We start from the raw sequence: 20,394 nt of genomic DNA, 5'->3' as shown, positions 1-20,394 counted from the left end.
CTCCTGAATGTTCAGCCCTTGAGGCCGCTCGCGGCGAGGAAGCCTTGGGTAACGCGGCGCTGGAAAATCACATACGTCAGCCCCACCGGCAGCGCCCCGATCAGGGCCGCCGCCATCAGCTGGGCGTAGCGCACTCCGAACGCGTCGTAGGTCTGGGTCAGTCCCAGCGGGATCGTCATCATGTCGTTCGAGGTCACGATGATGAAGGGCCAGAGGAAGTTGTTCCAGGCGCCGATGAAGGTGACGATCGCCATCGCCCAGACGATGTTCCCGGACAGCGGCAGGTAGACGCTCCACAGCACCCGCAGCGGGTTGGCGCCGTCCATCACGGCCGCCTCGCGGAAGTCCGCGGGAATCGCGTCGAAGAACTGCTTGAAGACGTAGATCACCACCGGCGACACCACCTGCGGCAGCACCAGCCCGGCATAGCTGTTGATCATGCCGAGCTGGTTCATGGTACGGAACAGCGGCACCAGCAAGGCCTCGAAGGGCAGCAGGAAGGCCAGCATGGCGACCCCGAACAGGAGCGAGCGTCCGCGGAAACGCAGCTGGGAAAAGGCATAGGCCGCGCCCAGGCTGATCGCCATCGTCACGACCGTCACCAGGAAAGCCACCAGCGCGCTGTTGAACAGCCAGCGCGGCAGGTTGCCGGCGCTGAGGGTCTTGGCGAAGGCGTCCAGCGTCCAGGTCTGGGGCAGCCAGTGGAAGGTGGCGGAGACGGTTTCGTGCTCGGGCCGCAGCGCGGTGGACACGGCCCACAGCAACGGGAACATCCAGAGGGCGGCCAGCACCACGGCGGCCGTGACGGCGGCGATGCTCCAGCCGAGTTGCGAGCGCTTGGTGTTCATGCTCATGCCGCCCTCCTCGCCACCAGGCGCGCCAGCAGCGACAGGGCGATCACCACAAAGACGAAGGCCATCGCGATCGCGGCGGCGTAGCCGGCGTCGCTCTGGGTAAAGGCGGTTTCGTACATGTAGTGCAGGGTCACGCGGGTGGTGTTGAAGGGGCCGCCGGTCGTCAGAATATAGGTCTGCCCGAACACCTTGAGCGAGGCGATCAACTGCAGCAGCAGCGCCGTGCCCATCACCGGACGCAGGGCCGGCCAGGTAATGGCGCGAAACAGCGTGAAGCCGCGCGCACCGTCGAGGGCGGCGGCTTCGTACTGGTCGGCCGGGATGTTGCGCAGGCCCGCCAGCAGCATCAGCATGTTGAAGCCCACAGTCCACCAGACGGTGCCGATGGCGACGGCCGGCATGGCCCAGTGCAGGTCGGCCAGCCAGGCGCGCTGGCCGCCGACGATGTGGTTGACGATGCCGGACGACGGCTGCAGCATCCAGTCCGCGATCAGCGTCATGACGGAAATCGGCAGCACGAAGGGCAGGAAAAAGGCGCCCTGCAGCCAGGATTGAAAACGCACGAAACGGTGCACCAGCAGCGCCATCACCAGGCCGAGCGCGGCGAGCGGAATCACGGTGAGCAGCGCGAACCAGAAGGTATTGCCGAGCGAAGCCCAGAACGAGGCGTCCTGTACCAGGGTCGCGTAATTGGCCAGGCCGACGAAGGCGTTGGTGCGCGTGAGGCTGCTCTCGGTCAGGCTCAGATAAAAGGTCTGCAGCGCGGGCGCGAGGAAGAACAGCAGGAAAGCGATCACGAAGGGCGCCAGCAGCAGCGCGGCGGGCAGGCCTTCGGTGCGCACGCCGCGTTTCGCGGCCGCGCGGCTGGGCGCGATTTCAGCGGGGGCCAGGGGTGCGGCAGGATTCGACAAGGGCATCGGCATCGGCATTTCCTTCAATAGCGCGGCGGCGGCTTGCGCAGCAGGCGCGACGCTTCTTTTTCGAACATCGTGAGCGCCTGGATCGGGGTCAGCTGGCCCGAGAGCGCCGCCGGCAGGAACTTCGAGGCCATCGCCTGCACCGGCCCGGCGGCGCCCATGTACCAGCCGCCCGGGTCGTAGACCACGTTCTGGGCGGCGGCCGCATACAGGGCGTTGGGCATCAGGGCCAGCGCCTGCGGCGACTCGGCCACCGGGCGGTAGGCCGGCACGTGGCCGCCTTCGGCCCAGCCCATCGAATGGCGGCTGATCCAGGCCATGAAGGCGAGCACCGCCCTCGCCCTGCCGGGCGCCATCGGGCTGCCCTCGTTGGCGGGAATGGCGAAGGCGTGCGAATCCGTCCAGGCGCTGGCGTCCTGGTACAGGCGCGGCAGCGGCACGATGCCGTAGTCGAAGCCGAGCGTGCCGGCTTTCGAGGCACGCACCAGCTCCGGCACTTCCCACACGCCGTTTAGCATGAAGCCGGCGCCGCCGCCCATGAACTGGCTGGTCGAGGCCGGGTAATCGAGGCCGGCCTGGGCGTAGCCGCGCGTAAACCAGGCGCTAATCTTGGCGAGTTCCTCGACGCCGGCGCTGCCATAGGCGAAGCGGCCGTTCTCGATCACGGCCACCTTGCGCTGGGCCAGCAGCGACAGGCACAAGCGCCAGATCGCGTACGAACTCTGGCTCGCCTCCATCGCGAGGCCGGCCTTGCCGGTACGCTCGCGCACACCGCGGAAGGCGGCGGTAAGGGCTTCGTAGCCGACGATGGGTTTGAGTTTGCCGGCGCCGTCGAGCAGTCCGGCCTGGCTCGCCAGGTTCTTGTTGTAGTAGAGGACGAGCGGGTGCAGGTCGAGCGGGATGGCATAGCTGGCGCCCTTGTAGCGCGACTTTTCCCACTGGCGCGGGAAGTAATCGCTACCCTTCAGCCCGGCCGCGGCCAGTTCCGCCTCGCTGATCGGACGCAGCACGCCGCCTCCGGCCAGGTTCGGCAGGCGCGAGAGGTGGACGGTCGCCAGGTCGGGGCCGGCGCCCACCACCGACGAGGTGATCAGCTTGGTATAAAAGGGTTCGCCCCACTTGAGCGTGGTGCTGACCACGCGCACCGCGCCCTGGCTGGCGTTGAACTCGTCGATCAGGGCGCGCATGCGCGCACCGTCGCCGCCGCTCAGGAGCGTCCACAGCCGCAGCTCGATCCGCGCGGGCGGTTGCGCCAGCGCCGGCCTGCCCGACATCCCCAGCCCGGACAGCACCGAGGCGGCCATCAAACGTCTGCGTTGTACCATGGTCTCCAATCCCGAAACTCCATTATCGCCCTTAGCGGATCAGGGTCGTGCCTTGCACCACCGGTTTTCCGTCCACCCACTCGAGCCGGTCGATGTAGAGGAAGCGGCGCTCGGCGCGCTTGCCGTCGGGTTTCAGTTCCCAGGCGTGGTAGGCGATGTATTCCTGCCCGTTCGCCTCGAACACGGCTTGGTGGCCCGGCCCGAACAGCTTCGCTTCGCGGCTGGTCTTGAGAAAAGGGCCATCGCCGACCGGCTCGCAGGGCCCGACCGGGCCCGCGCAGGTGGCGTAACCCGCCGCATAAGTGCCGTCGCCGAAATCGTTGGCTGAATACAGGAGCACGTATCTACCGCCACGCTTGACCATGGTCGGCGCCTCGATCACCTTGCCTTCCCAGGTGCGGCCGTTGGTCAGCAGGCGGGTCGGCTGGCCGACGACCTGCAAGCCGTCGGGCCGCAGTTCCTGGGCGAAGATATGGGTCGGCTGCTTGCAGCAGTTGCCGTCGCTTTTAAAGTAGAGGTAGAGGCGGCCGCCATCGAGGAAGGGGCTGGCGTCGATGGTGCCGCCCAGCTCGGCCTGGCAGACCAGCGGCTTGCTGGCCTTGTCCACGAACGGCCCGGCGGGCGAACCGGCCTCCGCCGCGCCGATGCACTGGCGATCCGAGGCCAGATCGTGCGCCGTGTAATACAGCACGTAGCGCTCGCCCAGCTTGATGACTTCCGGCGCCCAGACGTGCGGCACCTCCTTGCGCACCCAGGACGCCAGGGCCGGCATGGCGTCGGGCAGCGGGCGCCAAGTACGCAGGTCTTCCGAACGCAGCAGCTGCACATTCTTGTTGTTGGCGTTGGTCGCGTAGGCGTAGTAGGCGCCCTTGTCGGGCAGGACGAAGGGATCGGGGAAGTCGCCGATGGTGCTGATGTCCGGGTTGGCGGCTGCGCTGGTGGCGGCATCCTGATGGGCGCACCCGCCCGCAAGCAGCGCGCCTGCGCCCAGGGCGGCCAGATTGAATAAGCGGCGTAAATCGTTCATGGACGGCGGTCTCCTCGCTGTGCGCATCGTGTGCGTCTGGTATGGAAGAGATCATACTGAGCACGGCACGCGCTTTCCAATAACGAAATACGCGGGAGATATGCCAAATCCGTATTCGTCAGGGTCGACATCATGTGCGCTGGCGCGGGCCGAGGCCGGCGGCTTCGCGCAGCGCCGCCAGCATGGCCTCGGCCGCGGGCGACAGGTGGTGGCGTTTGCGCGTCACGATGCCGTAGACGTCGGTGCGCAGATCGATGGCGAAGAGCAGCACGGCCAGGGTGCCGGCTTCGAGCGCCGGCTGCACCAGCGCGCGCGAGAGCGGCACGATGCGGTCGCTGCCCGCCAGCAGCGGCGGCACCAGCGGCAGCGAGACGGTTTCGACGATGTCGTAGGGCTGCTCCAGCCCGCGCGCGATGAAGAGCGCCATCAGCTGCTCGCGCACCCGCCCGGCCGCGGGCAGGATCCAGGCGGCGCCGGCCAGGTCGTCCAGCGTCAGGTCGCTGCGCCCCAGCCACGGATGGCCGGCGCGCACGATCAGGCTTTGCGGCTCGTCGGCGAGCGGCTCGAAATCGAGTTCGGCCGCCGAGGACGGATCGACGATGCGGCCGATGACGATGTCGAGCTCGCCGCCGCGCAACTGCTCGACCATGGCCTTGCTGGTGTCGACCGAGACCGCGACCTGGGTGCGCGGACTGCGTTCCTTGAGCAGCTTGACGGCCCGCGGCACCAGGGAGGCTGCGGGCGTCAGGACGCTGCCGACGCAGACGCGCCCGCCGACGCCGGCCACGCCCTGCATGATCTCCTGGTGCGCCGCGTCCATCTCGGCCAGCGCGGCGCCGGCGCGGCGGATCAGCACCTCGCCATACCAGGTCGGCACCACCCCGCGCGGCAGGCGCTCGAACAGGGCGACGCCGAGCGCGTGCTCCAGTTCGCCGATCAGCTTGGAGGCGCCGGGCTGGGTCAGGCCGGCCGCTTCCGCCGCATGCACGATCGAAGCGTGACGGCCCAGCTCCACCAGCAGCACCAGGTGGCGCGTCTTGAGGTGAAAGCGGATGAAGCGGGTCGAGGACGAGTCGCGCATACCACATTGTGAAATTTCTATTAATAAATCATAAAGCATTGCTCCAGCGAAGGTCAAATGCGCGCGTGCGCCGTGTCACCATTCGGCAACGCTGCACTAGCCGGATAAACAAAAAGCCCACCGAGGTGGGCTTTCCGTATCGATGCGCCTGGCGCTAGTTGACGACCGTGACCCCGATGTCGCCCTTGAAGATCGCCATCTGCAGGTCGAAATCGTCGACCACGCCGCCGGGGCGGCCGTCGACCAGCACGGAAATCGCGCGCCCGCCTTTTAGTTGTTGCATTTCTTCCTGCGACAGCGCGCGGGCGGCGCCGCTCTCGTGTGCCAAGTCCTTGATAACCAGGGTGTTCATGATCGTGCTCCTCGATATGGTGGATGATGAAAAATGAGCTTGCGAAGGCGCTCGCCATGAACGTTGCATGGAGCGTGCCAGGCGCTGCATGCCCGCGTGGACTGGGTCGCGGGACGCAATGTCGGCTTGCAGCCAACAACGCGGCCCACTCTGTTGGGCGCGGCCGGCCACACTTGAACCATGCCGGTGCTGACAGATGGTGCCCGACTGTGGCAGGATCGATTCCGATGTCGAGGCAGCGCGCAGACCTTCAATAAGGAGACGCAAGCCATGAGCCGGATCACCCATGGAGTCGGCGGTCGCACATACATCTTCGCCGGCCTGCGCGAACTGCTGGCCAAGGCCACGCCCGCGCGTTCGGGCGACCACCTGGCCGGCGTGGCGGCCGGCAGCCTTGAAGAACGCGTCGCGGCGCAGATGGCGCTGGCCGACCTGCCCTTGTCCACCTTTCTCAACGAGGCGGTGGTGCCCTACGAGCTTGATGAAGTCACGCGCCTGATCCTGGACAGCCACGATGCCGCGGCCTTCGCGCCGATCCGGCACCTGACGGTGGGCGGCCTGCGCGACTGGCTGCTGGGCAATGCGGCAGACGCGGCGACCCTGGCGCAGGTCGCGCCCGGCATCACGCCGGAAATGGCGGCCGCCGTCTCGAAGATCATGCGCATCCAGGATCTGGTGCTGGTCGCGCGCAAGTGCCGCGTGATCACCCGCTTTCGCGGCACCATCGGCCTGCCCGGCACGCTCTCGACCCGCCTGCAGCCGAACCACCCGCGCGACGATACCTCCGGCATCGCGGCCAGCCTGTTCGACGGCCTGATGCACGGCAGCGGCGACGCCGTCATCGGCATCAATCCGGCCACCGACAACGTCCAGCAGGTAGTGAAACTGCTCGGCATGCTCGACGAGATCATCGCGCGCTATGCCATTCCCACCCAGTCCTGCGTGCTCACCCACGTGACCACCACCCTGGCCGCGATCGAGCGCGGCGCGCCGGTCGACCTGGTGTTCCAGTCGATCGCCGGCACCCAGGCCGCGAACGCCAGCTTCGGCATCGACCTCGCTCTGCTGCGCGAGGCGCAGGCGGCTGCCATTTCGCTCGGGCGCGGCACCGTGGGCGAGAACCTCATGTATTTCGAGACCGGCCAGGGCAGCGCCCTGTCCAGCAACACCCACCACGGACTCGACCAGCAGACCTGCGAGGCCCGCGCCTATGCGGTGGCGCGCGCCTTCCAGCCGCTGCTGGTCAATTCGGTGGTCGGCTTCATGGGGCCGGAATACCTGTACGACGGCAAACAGATCGTCCGCGCCGGCCTGGAAGACCATTTCTGCGCCAAGCTGCTCGGCCTGCCGATGGGCGTGGACGTCTGCTATACCAACCACGCCGAGGCCGACCAGGATGACATGGACGTGCTGCTGACGATGCTGGGCGCGGCCGGCTGCACGTTCGTCATGGGCGTGCCCGGCGCCGACGACATCATGCTGAACTACCAGACCACCTCCTTCCACGACGCCCTGTATGCGCGCCGCGCGCTCGGGTTGCGGCCGGCGCCGGAGTTCGAGGCCTGGCTGCGCGGCCTCGGCATTTTCACGGGCGACGCGCAAGCGACGCTGGGCGGCGCGGTGCCGCTGCCGTTCCGGCACGCGCTGTCTTTCACCTGAAGGAGCCCATCATGTCCGACATCAGCACCGATGGCGATCCCTGGCGGATGCTGCGCCAGTTCACGGCCGCCCGCATCGCCCTTGGCCATACCGGGATCAGCCAGCCTACCGGCGCCCAGCTCGACTTCCAGATGGATCACGCGCGGGCGCGCGACGCGGTTCATGCGGCGCTCGACAGCGCGCGCTTGGCGGAGGATCTCGCGGCCGTGTGGCCGGCGGCCGAGCCGCCGCTGGTGCTGCACAGCGCGGCAAGCGACCGCCATGTCTACCTGCAACGGCCCGACCTGGGCCGCAGGCTGGACGAGCGCTCGCGCGCCCTGCTCGCGGCGCGCGGTGCCGAGGCCTCATCTCCCTGCGACCTGGCGCTCGTGGTGGCCGACGGCCTCTGCGCCCTCGGCATCGGCCAGCATGCCGCGCCCCTGCTGGCGGCGCTGCGCGCGGAACTGGCGCAGGAGCCGTGGCTTGTCGCGCCGCTCGTCATTGTCGAACAGGGCCGCGTGGCGATCGGCGACGAGATCGGAGAATTGCTGGGCGCGAAGATGGTGGCGCTGCTGATCGGCGAGCGGCCGGGCCTGAGTTCGCCCGACAGCATGGGCCTGTACCTCACCTGGGCCCCGCGCGTGGGACTGACCGACGAGCGCCGCAACTGCATATCGAACATCCGGCCGGCCGGGTTGAACATGCTGGATGCGGCGCGCAAGCTGCACTACCTGCTGCGCGAGGGCTTCCGGCGCGGGCTCACCGGCGTCGAGCTCAAGGACGAGATGGAGGACGATGTCAAAGCGCTGGACGGCGATGGAGCACGCGCCTTCCTGTTGTGATTGCGCTGCCCAGCGGTGCGCGGCCAGGGGAGCAGGCATGCGTAGAATGGGCCATACTACTGCGGAGGCTTGCCATGTCCATCAGCAGCTACCTGAGTTTCGTACCCACCATCGGCGCCCTCGCCTACGTACACGAGTCGGCCCAGGTGATCGGCGACGTGCGCATCGGCGAGGACAGCTCGATCTGGTGCAATGCCGTCCTGCGCGGCGACGTCAACCACATCGAGGTCGGGCGCTGCACCAACATCCAGGATTTCACGATGGGCCATGTCTCGCACCGGCGCGAGCAGAACCCGGACGGCACGCCGCTCATCATTGGCGATTACGTCACCATCGGCCACGGGGTGATCCTGCACGGCTGCAGCATCGGCAACGATTGCCTGATCGGCATGGGCGCGATCCTGATGGACGACGTGGTCGTGCAGGACCGGGTCATGCTCGGCGCCGGCAGCCTGGTCGCGCCGGGCAAGGTGCTGGAAAGCCGCTACCTGTACATGGGACGGCCGGCACGGCAGGCGCGCGCCCTTACGGCGGAGGAAATCGCCTACCTGCGCTATTCGGCCGAGCACTACGTCCGGCTCAAGAACAATTACCTGATGCCGGAGAAGGCAGCGCCGGGGGTGGCGCTGCCCGCGGACTGAACGGCTTATTTTCCGGCCGGATCAGATCCCGACCATCGACACCGCCTTGGTGTTGAGGTAGCCTTCCATCGCCTCCGGGCCGCCCTCGGTGCCGTAGCCCGAATCCTTGATGCCGCCGAAGGGCATCTCGGCGCTCGGCGTGGCCGGCTGGTTGATCCACACCATGCCGACCTCCATGCGGTTCATCAGGAGCTGGGCGTTCTTGATCGAGCGCGTGAAGGCATAGCCGGCCAGGCCGTAAGGCAGGCGGTTGGCTTCGAGGATCGCGTCCTCCAGGCTGTCGAAGCCGCGGATCGCCGCGACCGGGCCGAAGGGCTCGTCGTTGAACACGCTCGCTTCCAGCGGCACGTCGGCCAGGATGGTCGGCGCGAAGAAGTTGCCGGCCTCGCCAATGCGCTGGCCGCCGAAAGCGAGCGTCGCGCCCCTGGCCTGGGCGTCTTCCACCACTTTCGACATGGCGGTAACGCGGCGCGCATTGGCCAGCGGGCCGAGGGTGGTGCCCTCTTCCAGGCCGTTGCCCAGCTTCAGGCGCTCGGCATGCGCAACGAAGGCGCGGGTGAACTCGTCCTTGACTGCGTTATGCACCAGGAAGCGGGTCGGCGAGATGCAGACCTGGCCGGCATTGCGGAACTTCGCGCCGCCGGCCGCCTTGACGGCCAGCGCCACGTCGGCGTCCTCGGCCACGATCACCGGCGCATGGCCGCCCAGCTCCATCGTCACGCGCTTCATGTGCGCGCCTGCCAGCGCGGCCAGCTGCTTGCCGACCGGGGTCGAGCCGGTGAAGGTGACCTTGCGGATGACCGGGTGCGGGATCAGGTAGCTGGAAATCTCGGCCGGATCGCCGAACACCAGGCCGACGACGCCCGGCGGCAGGCCGGCGTCGACGAAGCACTGCAGCAGCGCGGCCGGCGAAGCGGGGGTCTCTTCCGGCGCCTTGCACAGGAAGGAGCAGCCGGTGGCCAGCGCCGCGCCGAGCTTGCGCACGATCTGGTTGATCGGGAAGTTCCATGGCGTAAAGGCGGCAACCGGGCCGACCGGTTCCTTCAGTACCAGCTGCTGCGCGGCCGGATTGCGCGAAGGGACGATGCGGCCGTACACGCGCATGCCTTCGGCCGCGAACCAGTCGATGATGTCGGCGCCGGCCATTGCCTCGCCCTTGGCTTCCACCAGCGGCTTGCCCTGCTCCTGGGTCAGCAGGCGCGCGATGTCGCCGGCGCGCTCGCGCAGCAGCTGCGCCGCGCGGCGCATCAGGGCGGCGCGCTCGGCCGCCGGCACGGCGCGCCAGGTCTCGAAGCCTTTCTGCGCCGCCGCCAGGGCGCGGTCGAGGTCGGCGATCGACGCGTGGGCGACGGTGCCGATCGGCTGGCCGGTGGCCGGGTTAACCACGGAGATCGTCTTGCCGCCGGTGGCGTCGAGCCACTCGTTGGCGATCAGGAGGCGGGTATCTGGGTAGCTGGACGTGGTCATGGCGGGTGGATTCCTGTGTTTGGAAAAAAGCTATCTTAACCCGACTGCAACGGCCTTGCAGCGCCCCGGATGATGGCGGCAGGGCTGAGGGCGGCGGTCGCCTTCGGCCGGGCCATCCTGGCCGCGCCTGGGAAGAGCGGCGCCGGCGTCCTTATCAGCCGATCAAGCCGGCCCGGGTAGCCTGCGCGACCCAGCCCGGATACTCTGTCATCAGCAGATCGTACAGCGCGGCGTCGGAATGCTCGTCCGGACTGGCGACCGAGAAGAAATCGGCGTTGTCGATCAGGCGGCCATCGAGATCGTCGAGCTTTTCCAGGAAGGGAAAGTCCGAGTCGGCAAAGCTGGCGAGGCGTTTGCTCTTCGATTTCCTGCCTTTGCCGATGCCCATGAACTGCCAGAAGATCGGCTCGCGGCTGGCCCAGCGCAGCTGGCGTTCGGTAAAGGCCTGGTCGGAGGTGCCGCCGTCGGTGACGAACATGACGTACACCGGCAGCGCCGCCTTGCATGGCGTGCTGCGCTCGCCGCCACCGCCATCGGGAAAATAATGGCGCCGCACCGCTTCCATCGCCGCGCCATAGCGGGTGTCGCCTTCGAGCGGATGGCGGGCGATCATGCCGGCGACATAGCCCGACCAGTTGCCGAGGCCCATGGCCTCGCCGCGATGCACGTTGCGGCCGAACAGGAACACGTCGATGGCGCCATCGTCGTCGAACTGGCAGCCGAGCGCCAGGATGCGTTCTGCAAAACGCTGCACCAGACCCTTGTGGTACAAGCCGCTCATCGAGCCGGAGATGTCGAGCACCAGGCACACCCGGGCGCGGTGCGCCGCGAGTCCCGCCTTGGCCAGGGACACGCCCGCCGACTTGACCAGGCTGACCAGTTGCGGTGCGGCCTGCTCGACCCGCTTCTCGAGGTTCACGACGGGTGCCTTCGCCGCCGGCGGCGCCGTTTGCGTCTGGGCGACGTCGGCGCCGAAATGCGTCACCAGCGCCGCCAGTCCGCCATCGAAGCCCTGGCCGACCGCCGCGAAACGCCATCCCCCGTCCCTGCGGTAGAACTCGCCGAGCATCACCGCCTGTTCGGATGCGAAGTCGCGCCCGGTGAAATCGAAGCGGGCGAACTCGCCATCCTGCGCCACCAGACGCAGGTGTCCCGCCTGCAGTTGCGCCAGGCTGCCGGCGCCATCGACGCTGGCCGTGATCACGACCCGTTCCACGGCCTGCGGAAGCCGCCCGAGCTGGAACGCGAACCCGTTCGCATCGCCGCCGACGGCGCTGCTGCGCACGCCGCCGCATGGCGTGGCCGGCTGGTTAAAGAAGGTCATGTAGGGCTCGCCGAACAGCTTGCCCCGCCCATCGAGGGAAAAGCAGGCGAAGTCGAGCGCCACACCCCGCGCCGACACGCCGGCCTGCACACCGCCATCCGCTGCGAACCCGGCCAACTGCAGCCGCTCTCCTCTCGACAGTTGTTTCATGCATCCTCCATGTGGACAAGACGTCTCGGTTGATCAGAACAGCTCGAGGTTCGATGATGCCGGCACCGCCTTGCGCGCGGCCGCTGGCGCCGGCCAGTCGCGCATGCCTGAAGCCGGATAGTGGCGCAGGAAGCTGCGCGCCAGTTCGAGGTCGGTGCAGGCCAGCCAGTCGCCGACCTCGTCCTGCGGCAGGATCACCAGCGAGCGCTTCTCGTCGTCGGGCTTGTGCATGCGACGCATCAGCGGGTGCGTGTCGGCGTTGATGGTGATCTGGGTGAAGGAGGTCTGCGTGCCGCCGTCTTCCTCCGCCCACTCGCGCCACAGCCCGGCCACATAAAACAGCGACTCGTCGCGCATGCCGATCGCATGGCGCACGGCGCGCCCGCTTTCGTAGCAGGGCTCGAAAAACCAGGCCATCGGCACCGCGCACAGCTGCAGGCGGCGCCAGGCGGGCGCGAAGGAGCGCCGCTCGCCGAGCGATTCGGCGCGCGCGTTCATGGTGTCGAAGGGCTTGATCTCGGGCGGGATCCGGCGCCGCGGCACCATGCCGTAGCTCGCCAGGCAGGCGGCCGGACGGCCATCCGCATCGGCGCGCAGGATCGGGGCCAAGTAGTCCTTCCAGGTCTCTTCCGGCCAGCGCCAGTCGGCCGGCAGGTCGCTGAAGGCGCCAAGGGTGCCGAACTGCTCGGGGGTGGGCGGGCGGTAGTTGACGCACATGGGGAAATCTCCGTCAGAAAACGCCGGGCACGGCGTGCAGGCGGGCCGCGCTGGACGTTAACGCGCACGCCGCGCCGTGGACGACGATTATGCCACGGCGCGTTTGAACTGGATGATGGCGGCAGGACGAAAAAAAGCCCGCCGAAGCGGGCTTTCCTGTCCGGGCAACGCCCAGGATCAGCGGCTGGCCGTCTTCTGGCCGGTCGGCGCGTTCTTCACGTAGCGGTCGAACCAGTTCAGCATCTCGTACACCAGCTGCTCGTTCGACTCGCGCGCCGCGTACCAGTGCGGCTCGTAGGGCAGCATCACCAGGCGCGTGACGCCGCCGTTGCCGCGGATCGCCTCGTACAGCTTGGTCGACTGCAGCGGCGTGGTGCCCGGGTTGGCGTCGTCGCCGCCGTGCACGATCAGGAGCGGGGTCTTGAGCTTGTCGGCGTAGAAGAAGGTCGAGGCCTTGGTGTAGACGTCCGGCGCTTCCCAGACCGAACGCCGCTCGTTCTGGAAGCCGAACGGCGTGAGCGACTTGTTGTACGAGCCGCTGGTGGCCGCGCCGGCGCGGAACAGGTTCGAATGCGCCAGCAGGTTCGCCGTCATCAGCGCGCCATGGCTGTGGCCCGTCACGCCGACGCGCTCCGGATCGGTCACGCCCAGGCGCACCGCTTCGTCCACCGCCGCCTTGGCGTTGGCCACCAGCTGCTCGGTGTAGGTGTCGTACGCCTTGCGCGGATCGCCCACGATCGGGAAGGCGGCACTGTCGATGATCGCGTAGCCCGACAGCAGCAGCAGGCGGTACTGGCGCAGGCGGGTGAAGGTGGCCTGCGAACCGGTGGTCTGCCCTGCCTTGGAGGCGTCCGCGTAGTCGAGCGGATAGGCGTTCAGGATGGTCGGCAGGCGCGTGCCTTCCTTGTAGCCCGGCGGCGTGTACAGGGTGAAGGACAGGTCGACGCCGTCGGCGCGCTTGTATTTCACCAGGCGCTTCTTGATCTCGCGTACCTGGGGCACCGGGTCGACCAGGCGCGTGAGCTGCACGCTCGTGGACGCATAGCCCGGCTCGCCCTTCTCGGCCGCCGTGCCCGCACCCACCGTGCGCACGAAGGCGTTCGGCGTTTCCGCCGCCGACTGGTACCAGGTCAGCAGGCGGTTCGGTTCGTTGTTGGCGAAGCCGATGAAGTACTCGTACGCGTTCGCGCTGCTGCGGAACAGGCGTTCCGTTGCCTGCGTCTTCAGGTTGAACTTGTCGAGGAAGGGACGATCGCCGGCCGGCGAGGAACCGGCGCCGGACATGAACATCGTGTCGCCGTCGACGCGGATGACCGAGAAGCCGTTGGCCAGCTGGCGGCGCACCGGCGCGCCCGGATCGGCGTACTTCTCGTCGCTCGACATGTCCCACAGCAGTCGGCGCGAATTCTGCGCGTCGTCGACGTTGATCTGCCAGGTGCGGCGCCATTTGCGGTTGACGTCGTAGTCGGACAGCAGGGCCACTCCGGGCTGCTCGCTCCAGTTCAGGCCCGCGTAGCGCTGCTGGGTGCGGGTGATTTCCTTCGGCGCCGCGTTGAACGGGGCCTTCAACATCATCAGCTTGTCGCGTTCGGCCGCCTGCACCTTCGGGTCGCCGCCGTCGAGCGCTTCGGCCCAGACCAGGGTCGCCGCATCCGTCGGACGCCAGCTGAAGTTGCGCGGGCCGACCGGCACGCCGCGGTTCGGCACGCGGTCGGCCAGCGGCAGCGATGCCAATTCGCGCACGACCGGATTGGCGCCCTTGGCGCCGCGCGCGGCCAGATCCCACAGGCCGATCTGTTTCGGGAAGCGGTCGAAGGTGGTCACGTACGAGTACGGCGGACGGATCTCGGTCACGACCGCATGGCGGCCATCGGGCGCCACGGTGAGTTCCTCGTACAGGCCGGGCTTGCCGACCGAGGTGATCTTGCCGGTGGCGGCATCGACCAGCGCCAGCTGCGAGGTGCCGTAATGCTCGAACAGCGCTTCGTCGTGGCGGTTGCGCAGGGTGTCGCGGTTTTCATAGGTGCTGCTGGTGCCGGTGGCGCCCAGGGATTCCTGGATGCCGGGACCGTCCGAACCCGGCGGCGCGGCCGGCGGCGCCTTTTGCGCGTGCACCAGCTTGACCAGCAGGCTTTTTTGATCGGGCATCCACTGCATCTGGTCGCCGAACATCTGGTTCAGGCGCACACCCGGCAGGCGGCGCACGGCGCCGGTCTTGGCGTCGCCGACCCAGAGTTCGACGGCGCTGGTCGTGATGTTCTCGAAGGCGAAGCGCTGGCCGTCGGCGCTCCAGACCGGGCGGCGCGGGCAGGCCCCGGCCGGCAGTTTCACCGCAGTCTGCTTGCCGTCGGCGACCTGCACCAGGTCGATCGCGCTCACGCAGGGCGGAATGCCGTAGCCGCCCGGGGTGTCGTGCTGGCTGTGGTTGCCCGGCTCGATACGCACGCCGGCCAGGCGCAGGAAGGGCGTGGCCACCTTGGCGATCGACGGATAGTCCTCCATCGTCACCAGCATCAGCTTGTCGCGGGTCGGGCTCAGCGACGGCGACGGCGAGGCCGGGGCGCGCATCACATCGAGGATTTCCTTCGGCGGCTGGTTGTAGACGCTGGTAGCGGGGGCGCCGGCAGGCGCATTTGCAGGGGTGGCTGCCTTGGGTGCGGCGACCGCGGTGGACGCCAGGCCGGCGGCGAGCGCGGCGCTGACCAGGCCGGATAACAGGTGCTTCTGCTGCATATCTTCTCCGTCGTTTGAATGATGTGACCACGGAGAGGCAACACCCCACGCGTGATGCCTGACATTGCCATACAACTATTTCCATAGCAACATCAAACGGGGGCTGGAAAACTTACGATACAAAACTCTTTACGGATGACGCAAGGAGCAGGCCGCAGCGGTTCGTAGGGTGGACGGCTCCGCCGTCCACGCGCCACGACCTCAGGTCAACGAGCCGCCTTCGCCCGCGCCGCATGCAGCTTGCGGTAGCTGTCGATCAGGCGGTGATGGCGATCGAGCCCTTCGAGCTTCATGCTGGTCGGCGTCAGGCCGAAGAAGCGCACGCTGCCGTCGACCGAGCCGAGCGCGGCATCCATGCGCGCGTCGCCGTACATGCGGCGGAAGTTGTGGACATAATCGCTAAGCTCCAGCTCGTCGTCGAGCACCACCTCCAGCACCACGTTCAGCGCCTGGTAGAACAGGCGGCGCTCGACGGTATTGTCGTTGTACTGCAGGAAGGCGCCGACCAGGTCGTGCGCGTCTTCGAACTGTTCCAGCGCGAGGTGGATCAGCAGCTTCAGTTCGAGCACGCTGAGCTGGCCCCACTCCGTGTTCTCGTCGAACTCGATGCCGATCAGGCTGGCGATGTCGGAATGCTCGTCGAGCTCGTTGTTCTCGAGGCGGTCGAGCAGCGCGGCCAATTGGTCGTCGTCGAGGCGGTGCAGGTTCAGGATGTCTTCGCGGAAGAGCAGCGATTTGTTCGTGTTGTCCCAGACCAGGTCTTCGACCGGGTAGATTTCCGAGTAACCCGGCACCAGGATTCGGCAGGCGACCGCACCGAGGTCGTCGTAGACCGCCGTATAGACCTCCTTGCCCATCTCTTCCAGGATGCCGAGCAGGGTCGCGGCTTCCTGGGCGTTCGAATCCTTGCCCTCGCCCGAGAAATCCCATTCGACGAAATCGTAGTCGGACTTGGCGCTGAAGAAGCGCCACGACACCACGCCGCTGGAATCGATGAAGTGCTCGACGAAGTTGTACGGCTCGGTCACGGCCTCGCTGGCGAAGGTCGGCTGCGGCAAATCGTTCAGGCCTTCGAAGCTGCGCCCCTGCAGCAGTTCGGTCAGGCTGCGTTCCAGTGCGACTTCGAAGCTCGGGTGCGCGCCGAACGAGGCGAAGACGCCGCCGGTACGCGGATTCATCAGGGTGACGCACATCACCGGATACAAGCCGCCCAGCGAGGCGTCTTTTACCAGTACCGGGAAGCCCTGCTCTTCGAGGCCCTGGATGCCGGCCACGATGCCCTGGTACTTCGCCAGCACCTCTTGCGGCACGTCGGGCAAGGCGAGCTCGCCTTCCAGGATTTCGCGCTTCACGGCGCGCTCGAAGATCTCGGACAGGCACTGCACCTTGGCCTCGACCAGCGTGTTCCCGGCGCTCATGCCGTTACTGGCGTACAGGTTCTCGACCAGGTTCGATGGGAAGTACACGGTCGCGCCGTCGGACTCGCGCACGAAGGGCAGCGAGACGATGCCGCGCTTGGCGTTGCCCGAGTTGGTGTCGACCAGGTGCGAGCCGCGCAGCTCGCCGTCCGGATCGTAGATCGGCAGGCAGTACTCGTCGAGGATCTCGGCCGGCAGCTTGTCGCCGCGTCCCGGCTTGAACCAGCGCTCGTTCGGATAATGCACGAAGTCCGCGTCGGCGATGTCCTCGCCCCAGAACACGCCGGCATAGAAGTGGTTGTTGTTCAGGCGCTCGATGTATTCGCCCAGGGCCGAGGCCAGCGCGCTTTCCTTGGTCGCGCCCTTCCCGTTCGTGAAGCACATCGGCGAATGCGCGTCGCGGATATGCAGCGACCACACGTTCGGCACGATGTTGCGCCAGGAAGCGATTTCGATCTTGATGCCCCAGCTGGCCAGCTTGGCCGACATGTTGGCGATGGTCTGCTCCAGCGGCAGATCCTTGCCGGGGATGAAGGTCTGCGCGCCGGCGTCCGGCTGAAGGGTCAGCAGGGCCTGGGCGTCCGCGTCGAGGTTCGCGACCTCTTCGATCACGAACTGCGGCCCTTCCTGCACGACCTTCTTGACGGTGCAGCGTTCGATCGAGCGCAGGATGCCCTGGCGATCCTTGTCCGAGATGTCGGCCGGGAGCTCGACCTGGATCTTGAAGATCTGCTTGTAGCGGTTTTCCGGGTCGACGATATTGTTCTGCGAAAGGCGGATATTCTCGGTCGGGATATCGCGGGTATTGCAGTACAACTTCACGAAATAGGCCGCGCACAGGGCCGACGAAGCCAGGAAGTAGTCGAAGGGGCCCGGCGCCGAGCCGTCGCCCTTGTAGCGGATCGGCTGGTCGGCGATGACGGTGAAGTCGTCGAACTTGGCTTCGAGGCGCAGCTTGTCGAGGAAGTTGACTTTGATTTCCATGGAAGACATCCAAATAATAGTGTGCAAAACACGAAGCCCTGTCGGGACAGGGCTTCATGACGCGCGATTGTCTCACATCGGCGCACCCCGTGTCTGCGGCGACGGCAGCGGCGCGCGCCAGCCAAGCGCTAGATCGTCCGCTTCAGCTCCTGCAAGCCGGTGCCCCTGCGCCGGTACAGATCCGGCGCCCGGTGCTGCCCGCCCTTGCGGCGCTGGCCGGTCGGCTCGATCATCCCTTCGTCCAGCACCTTCTTGCGGAACGCGGCGATGTTGGTCGTCGAGCCGGTCACCTGCTCGTACACCGCGTGCAGTTCGGGAATCGTAAATTCCGGCGGCAGCAGGAAGGTCAGCAGCGACGAATAGGTCGACTTGCTGCGCAGACGCGCGATGGCCATGGCGGCGATGGCGTTGTGGTCGAAGGGCAGACCGGGAATCGCGTCGGCCGGCACGAATTCCAGCCCTTCGATGGGCGTCTCTTCCAGCACCTGCTCCGGCACCAGCGAGTAATACGCGACCGACAGCGACCAGCGGCGCGGGTCGCGCGTGCGGCCGGAGAAGGTGTAGAGCTGCTCCAGGTAGGGCGGATCGATGCCGAGTTTGGTGCGCACGACGCGCCGGGCCGCATCCTGCGCGTCCTCGTCCTCGTCGGTATGGATGGTGCCGCCCGGCAGCGCGAGGGCGCCGCAATACGGCTCCTGCGCGTTCTTGCGCGTTGCGAGCAGCAGCGACAGGCGCCCGTCCTGGATGGTGAAGAGCGTCACATCGACCAGGGCCAGCGGATCTTCGTATCGATTCATGATTTTAGTCAGCTGCCATTAACGTCAGGATCATACGATACGGCGTCGCCGTTGCACATAGGACAAAAGTGCTGGATCGGCTCGTTTGTTGTTAGTTGCATTTTACGATAAACATGTTAAGCTGCTCGCATCGATGGGAGAACCAGGATGAATACCGACTTCGCAACGCTGTCCGCCGCTGCCTTGCTTGCCATTCCCGAAGACCGGCCCGAGCGTCTCTTCAAGGGCGGCCTTGACGAGGCCAAGAAGGCCTACCGCCTGCTGGCGATGCGCTGGCACCCGGATCGCAACCGCGACCCGAGCGCGCTGGCCGTGTTCCAGCACATCGGGCGCATGCTCGGCAAGGCGGAAGAAAAGATCGCGCTCGGCGCCTGGCCCGGCCGGGGAAGCCTGCAATTCGCCGCCCGCGACGGCAAGGCCTACGAGATCAACTACCTGCGCCGGCACCGCTTCGAACTGGGCACCATGTATGTGGCCGGCAGCGTCGTCGCCTTCGAGATCGAACGCGTGCACGCCGACCTGATCGACAACGCGGAGCGCGTCATCAAGGGTTTTGCTTATGCCGACGACGGCATGCGCGAACAGATCGCCCGCCACCTGCCGCCCTTCCCCTTCGCCGCTGCGTTCGAGACCACAAATGCGTACGTCATCGTCATGCGCAAGCGCTCGGATCTGCTGCTGCTGCGCGACGTGCTCGACCACTTCGACGGACGCATGGATCCGCGCCACGTCGCCTGGATCGTCAGCGCGCTCCTCAACCTGTGCTGCTACTTCGACTATGCGGGCGTCACGCACAACGCGCTCTCGCCCGATACCTGTTTCATCTCGCCGGAGGAACACAGCGTGTCCGTCCTGGGCGGCTGGTGGTACGCGGCCCGCAGCGGCGAGCGCATGGCGGCGGCGCCGGCACGCACCCTCGACTGGGCGCCGCACCAGCTGCTGGCCACCAAACGGGCCGACATCCGCACCGACCTGGAACTGGTGCGCGCGCTAGGTCGCGAACTGCTGGGGGACATCGGCGGCACGCGCCTGGGACGGGAGCACACCGCCAGGCAGGCCATGGTCGACTGGCTGCGCCTGCCCGCATCCGGCGACCCCATCGAGGAATACCGGATCTGGCGAACCCAGGTTCTGCACGACAGTTTCGGCGCACGTCGCTTCGCCGAACTGCCGCTCACACAAAGCGATCTGTATCGTTAAGGAGAACATCATGGGTGGAGCACGTTGGGATGCGGACGACTGGAAACGCGCCTCGAAGGCCACGGCGGGCAAGCGCACCGAGGACATCTTCACGTCCTCGGGCATGCATCCGAGCCTGAATCCGTACGGGATGCTGCGCGAGTCGCGCGACTCGCTCGTCAATCCGAATTCGAATGCGATCATCATCGCGCTGGACGTCACCGGCTCGATGGGGATGATTGCCGATGCGATGGCGCGCGAGGGGCTGGGCACGCTGGTCGAAGAGATCCTCAAGCGGCAGCCGGTATCCGATCCGCACATCCTCGCCTGCGGCATCGGCGATTCCTATTACGACGAAGCGCCGCTGCAGGCGACGCAGTTCGAGGCCGACATCCGCATCGCCGACCAGCTCAAGATGATCTGGCTTGAGAAAGGCGGCGGCGGCAACAGCCACGAGGGCTATCACCTGCCCTGGTATTTCGCCGCGCAGCACACGCAGATCGACTGCTTCGAGAAGCGCAACAGGAAGGGCTACCTGTTCACCGTCGGCGACGAGGAACCGCCGGAAGAACTGCTGGCCGCGCATGCCAAGGCGATCTTCGGCGACTCGCTGCAGCGCGACCTGTCGGCGCAGGAGCTGCTGACGCTGGTCTCGCGCATGTACCACGTCTTCCATGTCGTGGTCGAGGAAGGCAACCACGCGCGCGCGCACCTGCCGCGCGTGCTGAAGAAGTGGAACGCCCTGCTCGGCCAGCGCGTGCTGCGCTTGAAGGACTACCGCAGGCTGGCCGAGGTGGTCGTTTCGGCGATCGAAGTCAACGAGGGCCGCGACCGCGAGACGGTGGCGAAGAGCTGGTCGGGCGACACCTCGGTCGTGGTCGCGCATGCACTTGGGTCGCTGCCGGCCAGCCGCATTCAGTCGCTCCTCGGCCTGGTGAGGTTCTAGCC

General features: G+C 67.1%; 17 protein-coding genes. 5 read left to right on the top strand and 12 right to left on the bottom strand.

Features of this window, described 5'->3' with window-relative positions:
- Window positions 1–11 precede the first annotated feature (11 nt).
- From ASF77_RS04225 to ASF77_RS04200, 6 genes are all read right to left on the bottom strand, one after another.
- Window positions 12–854: a carbohydrate ABC transporter permease gene (locus tag ASF77_RS04225; RefSeq protein ID WP_229445231.1), complete on the bottom strand. Its 843-nt coding sequence runs from the start codon at window positions 852–854 to the stop codon at window positions 12–14.
- Entirely contained in the window at window positions 851–1,777 is a 927-nt protein-coding gene (locus tag ASF77_RS04220) for a carbohydrate ABC transporter permease (protein ID WP_229445230.1), read from the bottom strand. The genes ASF77_RS04225 and ASF77_RS04220 overlap by 4 nt, the downstream gene beginning before the upstream one ends.
- Window positions 1,778–1,788: 11 nt before the next feature.
- The gene (locus ASF77_RS04215) at window positions 1,789–3,096 is read right to left on the bottom strand and encodes an extracellular solute-binding protein (protein WP_229445228.1); all 1,308 of its coding nucleotides are present in this window, start codon (window positions 3,094–3,096) and stop codon (window positions 1,789–1,791) included.
- A 31-nt stretch (window positions 3,097–3,127) separates the two neighbouring features.
- Window positions 3,128–4,123, bottom strand: a complete 996-nt coding sequence (locus ASF77_RS04210) for a glycoside hydrolase family 43 protein (protein ID WP_056334823.1) — start codon at window positions 4,121–4,123, stop codon at window positions 3,128–3,130.
- 130 nt (window positions 4,124–4,253) lie between these two features.
- Complete coding sequence (locus ASF77_RS04205) at window positions 4,254–5,204, bottom strand: LysR substrate-binding domain-containing protein (protein ID WP_056334821.1); 951 nt, start codon at window positions 5,202–5,204, stop codon at window positions 4,254–4,256.
- 154 nt (window positions 5,205–5,358) lie between these two features.
- On the bottom strand, window positions 5,359–5,556 hold the full coding sequence (locus ASF77_RS04200; protein WP_056334817.1) for a hypothetical protein: 198 nt from the start codon (window positions 5,554–5,556) through the stop codon (window positions 5,359–5,361).
- A 270-nt stretch (window positions 5,557–5,826) separates the two neighbouring features.
- On the opposite strand from ASF77_RS04200, the gene ASF77_RS04195 reads away from it, so the two are divergent.
- From ASF77_RS04195 to ASF77_RS04185, 3 genes are all read left to right on the top strand, one after another.
- On the top strand, window positions 5,827–7,215 hold the full coding sequence (locus ASF77_RS04195; protein ID WP_056334815.1) for an ethanolamine ammonia-lyase subunit EutB: 1,389 nt from the start codon (window positions 5,827–5,829) through the stop codon (window positions 7,213–7,215).
- Window positions 7,216–7,226: 11 nt separating this feature from the next.
- Window positions 7,227–8,036, top strand: a complete 810-nt coding sequence (eutC, locus tag ASF77_RS04190; protein ID WP_056334813.1) for an ethanolamine ammonia-lyase subunit EutC — start codon at window positions 7,227–7,229, stop codon at window positions 8,034–8,036.
- Window positions 8,037–8,110: 74 nt separating this feature from the next.
- Complete coding sequence (locus ASF77_RS04185; protein ID WP_056334810.1) at window positions 8,111–8,677, top strand: gamma carbonic anhydrase family protein; 567 nt, start codon at window positions 8,111–8,113, stop codon at window positions 8,675–8,677.
- Window positions 8,678–8,698: 21 nt separating this feature from the next.
- On the opposite strand, the gene ASF77_RS04180 is transcribed toward ASF77_RS04185, so the two are convergent.
- The 6 genes from ASF77_RS04180 to ASF77_RS04155 form a co-directional block, all read right to left on the bottom strand.
- Complete coding sequence (locus tag ASF77_RS04180) at window positions 8,699–10,144, bottom strand: NAD-dependent succinate-semialdehyde dehydrogenase (protein ID WP_056334808.1); 1,446 nt, start codon at window positions 10,142–10,144, stop codon at window positions 8,699–8,701.
- A gap of 154 nt (window positions 10,145–10,298) precedes the next feature.
- A complete protein-coding gene (locus ASF77_RS04175; RefSeq protein WP_056334803.1) occupies window positions 10,299–11,618 on the bottom strand; it encodes a VWA domain-containing protein in 1,320 nt (439 codons plus the stop codon).
- A 33-nt stretch (window positions 11,619–11,651) separates the two neighbouring features.
- On the bottom strand, window positions 11,652–12,335 hold the full coding sequence (locus ASF77_RS04170; RefSeq protein WP_056334800.1) for an SOS response-associated peptidase: 684 nt from the start codon (window positions 12,333–12,335) through the stop codon (window positions 11,652–11,654).
- A gap of 177 nt (window positions 12,336–12,512) precedes the next feature.
- A complete protein-coding gene (locus ASF77_RS04165) occupies window positions 12,513–15,068 on the bottom strand; it encodes a prolyl oligopeptidase family serine peptidase (RefSeq protein ID WP_082493541.1) in 2,556 nt (851 codons plus the stop codon).
- 206 nt (window positions 15,069–15,274) lie between these two features.
- Window positions 15,275–17,470, bottom strand: a complete 2,196-nt coding sequence (locus tag ASF77_RS04160; RefSeq protein WP_056334797.1) for an OsmC domain/YcaO domain-containing protein — start codon at window positions 17,468–17,470, stop codon at window positions 15,275–15,277.
- 128 nt (window positions 17,471–17,598) lie between these two features.
- Window positions 17,599–18,267 (bottom strand): NUDIX domain-containing protein, encoded by a 669-nt coding sequence (locus ASF77_RS04155; RefSeq protein ID WP_056334792.1) that lies wholly within the window; start codon window positions 18,265–18,267, stop codon window positions 17,599–17,601.
- A gap of 147 nt (window positions 18,268–18,414) precedes the next feature.
- On the opposite strand from ASF77_RS04155, the gene ASF77_RS04150 reads away from it, so the two are divergent.
- Together ASF77_RS04150 and ASF77_RS04145 are read left to right on the top strand one after the other, a co-directional pair.
- On the top strand, window positions 18,415–19,467 hold the full coding sequence (locus ASF77_RS04150) for a hypothetical protein (RefSeq protein ID WP_056334790.1): 1,053 nt from the start codon (window positions 18,415–18,417) through the stop codon (window positions 19,465–19,467).
- Window positions 19,468–19,477: 10 nt separating this feature from the next.
- The gene (locus ASF77_RS04145; protein WP_056334788.1) at window positions 19,478–20,392 is read left to right on the top strand and encodes a VWA domain-containing protein; all 915 of its coding nucleotides are present in this window, start codon (window positions 19,478–19,480) and stop codon (window positions 20,390–20,392) included.
- Window positions 20,393–20,394: the final 2 nt, after the last annotated feature.

Source organism: Massilia sp. Leaf139 (assembly GCF_001424165.1).
Lineage (GTDB): Bacteria > Pseudomonadota > Gammaproteobacteria > Burkholderiales > Burkholderiaceae_D > Telluria.
Note: the sequence above shows the minus strand (reverse complement) of the source record. Positions and strands in the feature narration are given on the sequence as shown.

Excerpts from the sequence above, each read along its gene's own strand:
- ASF77_RS04200 (WP_056334817.1), bottom strand. The coding sequence starts at position 5,556 with ATGAACACCCTGGTTATCAAGGACTTGGCACACGAGAGCGGCGCCGCC.
- ASF77_RS04175 (WP_056334803.1), bottom strand. The coding sequence starts at position 11,618 with ATGAAACAACTGTCGAGAGGAGAGCGGCTGCAGTTGGCCGGGTTCGCA.
- eutC (WP_056334813.1), top strand. The coding sequence starts at position 7,227 with ATGTCCGACATCAGCACCGATGGCGATCCCTGGCGGATGCTGCGCCAG.
- ASF77_RS04205 (WP_056334821.1), bottom strand. The coding sequence starts at position 5,204 with ATGCGCGACTCGTCCTCGACCCGCTTCATCCGCTTTCACCTCAAGACG.
- ASF77_RS04160 (WP_056334797.1), bottom strand. The coding sequence starts at position 17,470 with ATGGAAATCAAAGTCAACTTCCTCGACAAGCTGCGCCTCGAAGCCAAG.
- ASF77_RS04145 (WP_056334788.1), top strand. The coding sequence starts at position 19,478 with ATGGGTGGAGCACGTTGGGATGCGGACGACTGGAAACGCGCCTCGAAG.
- ASF77_RS04210 (WP_056334823.1), bottom strand. The coding sequence starts at position 4,123 with ATGAACGATTTACGCCGCTTATTCAATCTGGCCGCCCTGGGCGCAGGC.
- ASF77_RS04225 (WP_229445231.1), bottom strand. The coding sequence starts at position 854 with ATGAGCATGAACACCAAGCGCTCGCAACTCGGCTGGAGCATCGCCGCC.
- ASF77_RS04180 (WP_056334808.1), bottom strand. The coding sequence starts at position 10,144 with ATGACCACGTCCAGCTACCCAGATACCCGCCTCCTGATCGCCAACGAG.
- ASF77_RS04165 (WP_082493541.1), bottom strand. The coding sequence starts at position 15,068 with ATGCAGCAGAAGCACCTGTTATCCGGCCTGGTCAGCGCCGCGCTCGCC.
- ASF77_RS04185 (WP_056334810.1), top strand. The coding sequence starts at position 8,111 with ATGTCCATCAGCAGCTACCTGAGTTTCGTACCCACCATCGGCGCCCTC.
- ASF77_RS04220 (WP_229445230.1), bottom strand. The coding sequence starts at position 1,777 with ATGCCGATGCCCTTGTCGAATCCTGCCGCACCCCTGGCCCCCGCTGAA.
- ASF77_RS04150 (WP_056334790.1), top strand. The coding sequence starts at position 18,415 with ATGAATACCGACTTCGCAACGCTGTCCGCCGCTGCCTTGCTTGCCATT.
- ASF77_RS04170 (WP_056334800.1), bottom strand. The coding sequence starts at position 12,335 with ATGTGCGTCAACTACCGCCCGCCCACCCCCGAGCAGTTCGGCACCCTT.
- ASF77_RS04215 (WP_229445228.1), bottom strand. The coding sequence starts at position 3,096 with ATGGTACAACGCAGACGTTTGATGGCCGCCTCGGTGCTGTCCGGGCTG.
- ASF77_RS04195 (WP_056334815.1), top strand. The coding sequence starts at position 5,827 with ATGAGCCGGATCACCCATGGAGTCGGCGGTCGCACATACATCTTCGCC.
- ASF77_RS04155 (WP_056334792.1), bottom strand. The coding sequence starts at position 18,267 with ATGAATCGATACGAAGATCCGCTGGCCCTGGTCGATGTGACGCTCTTC.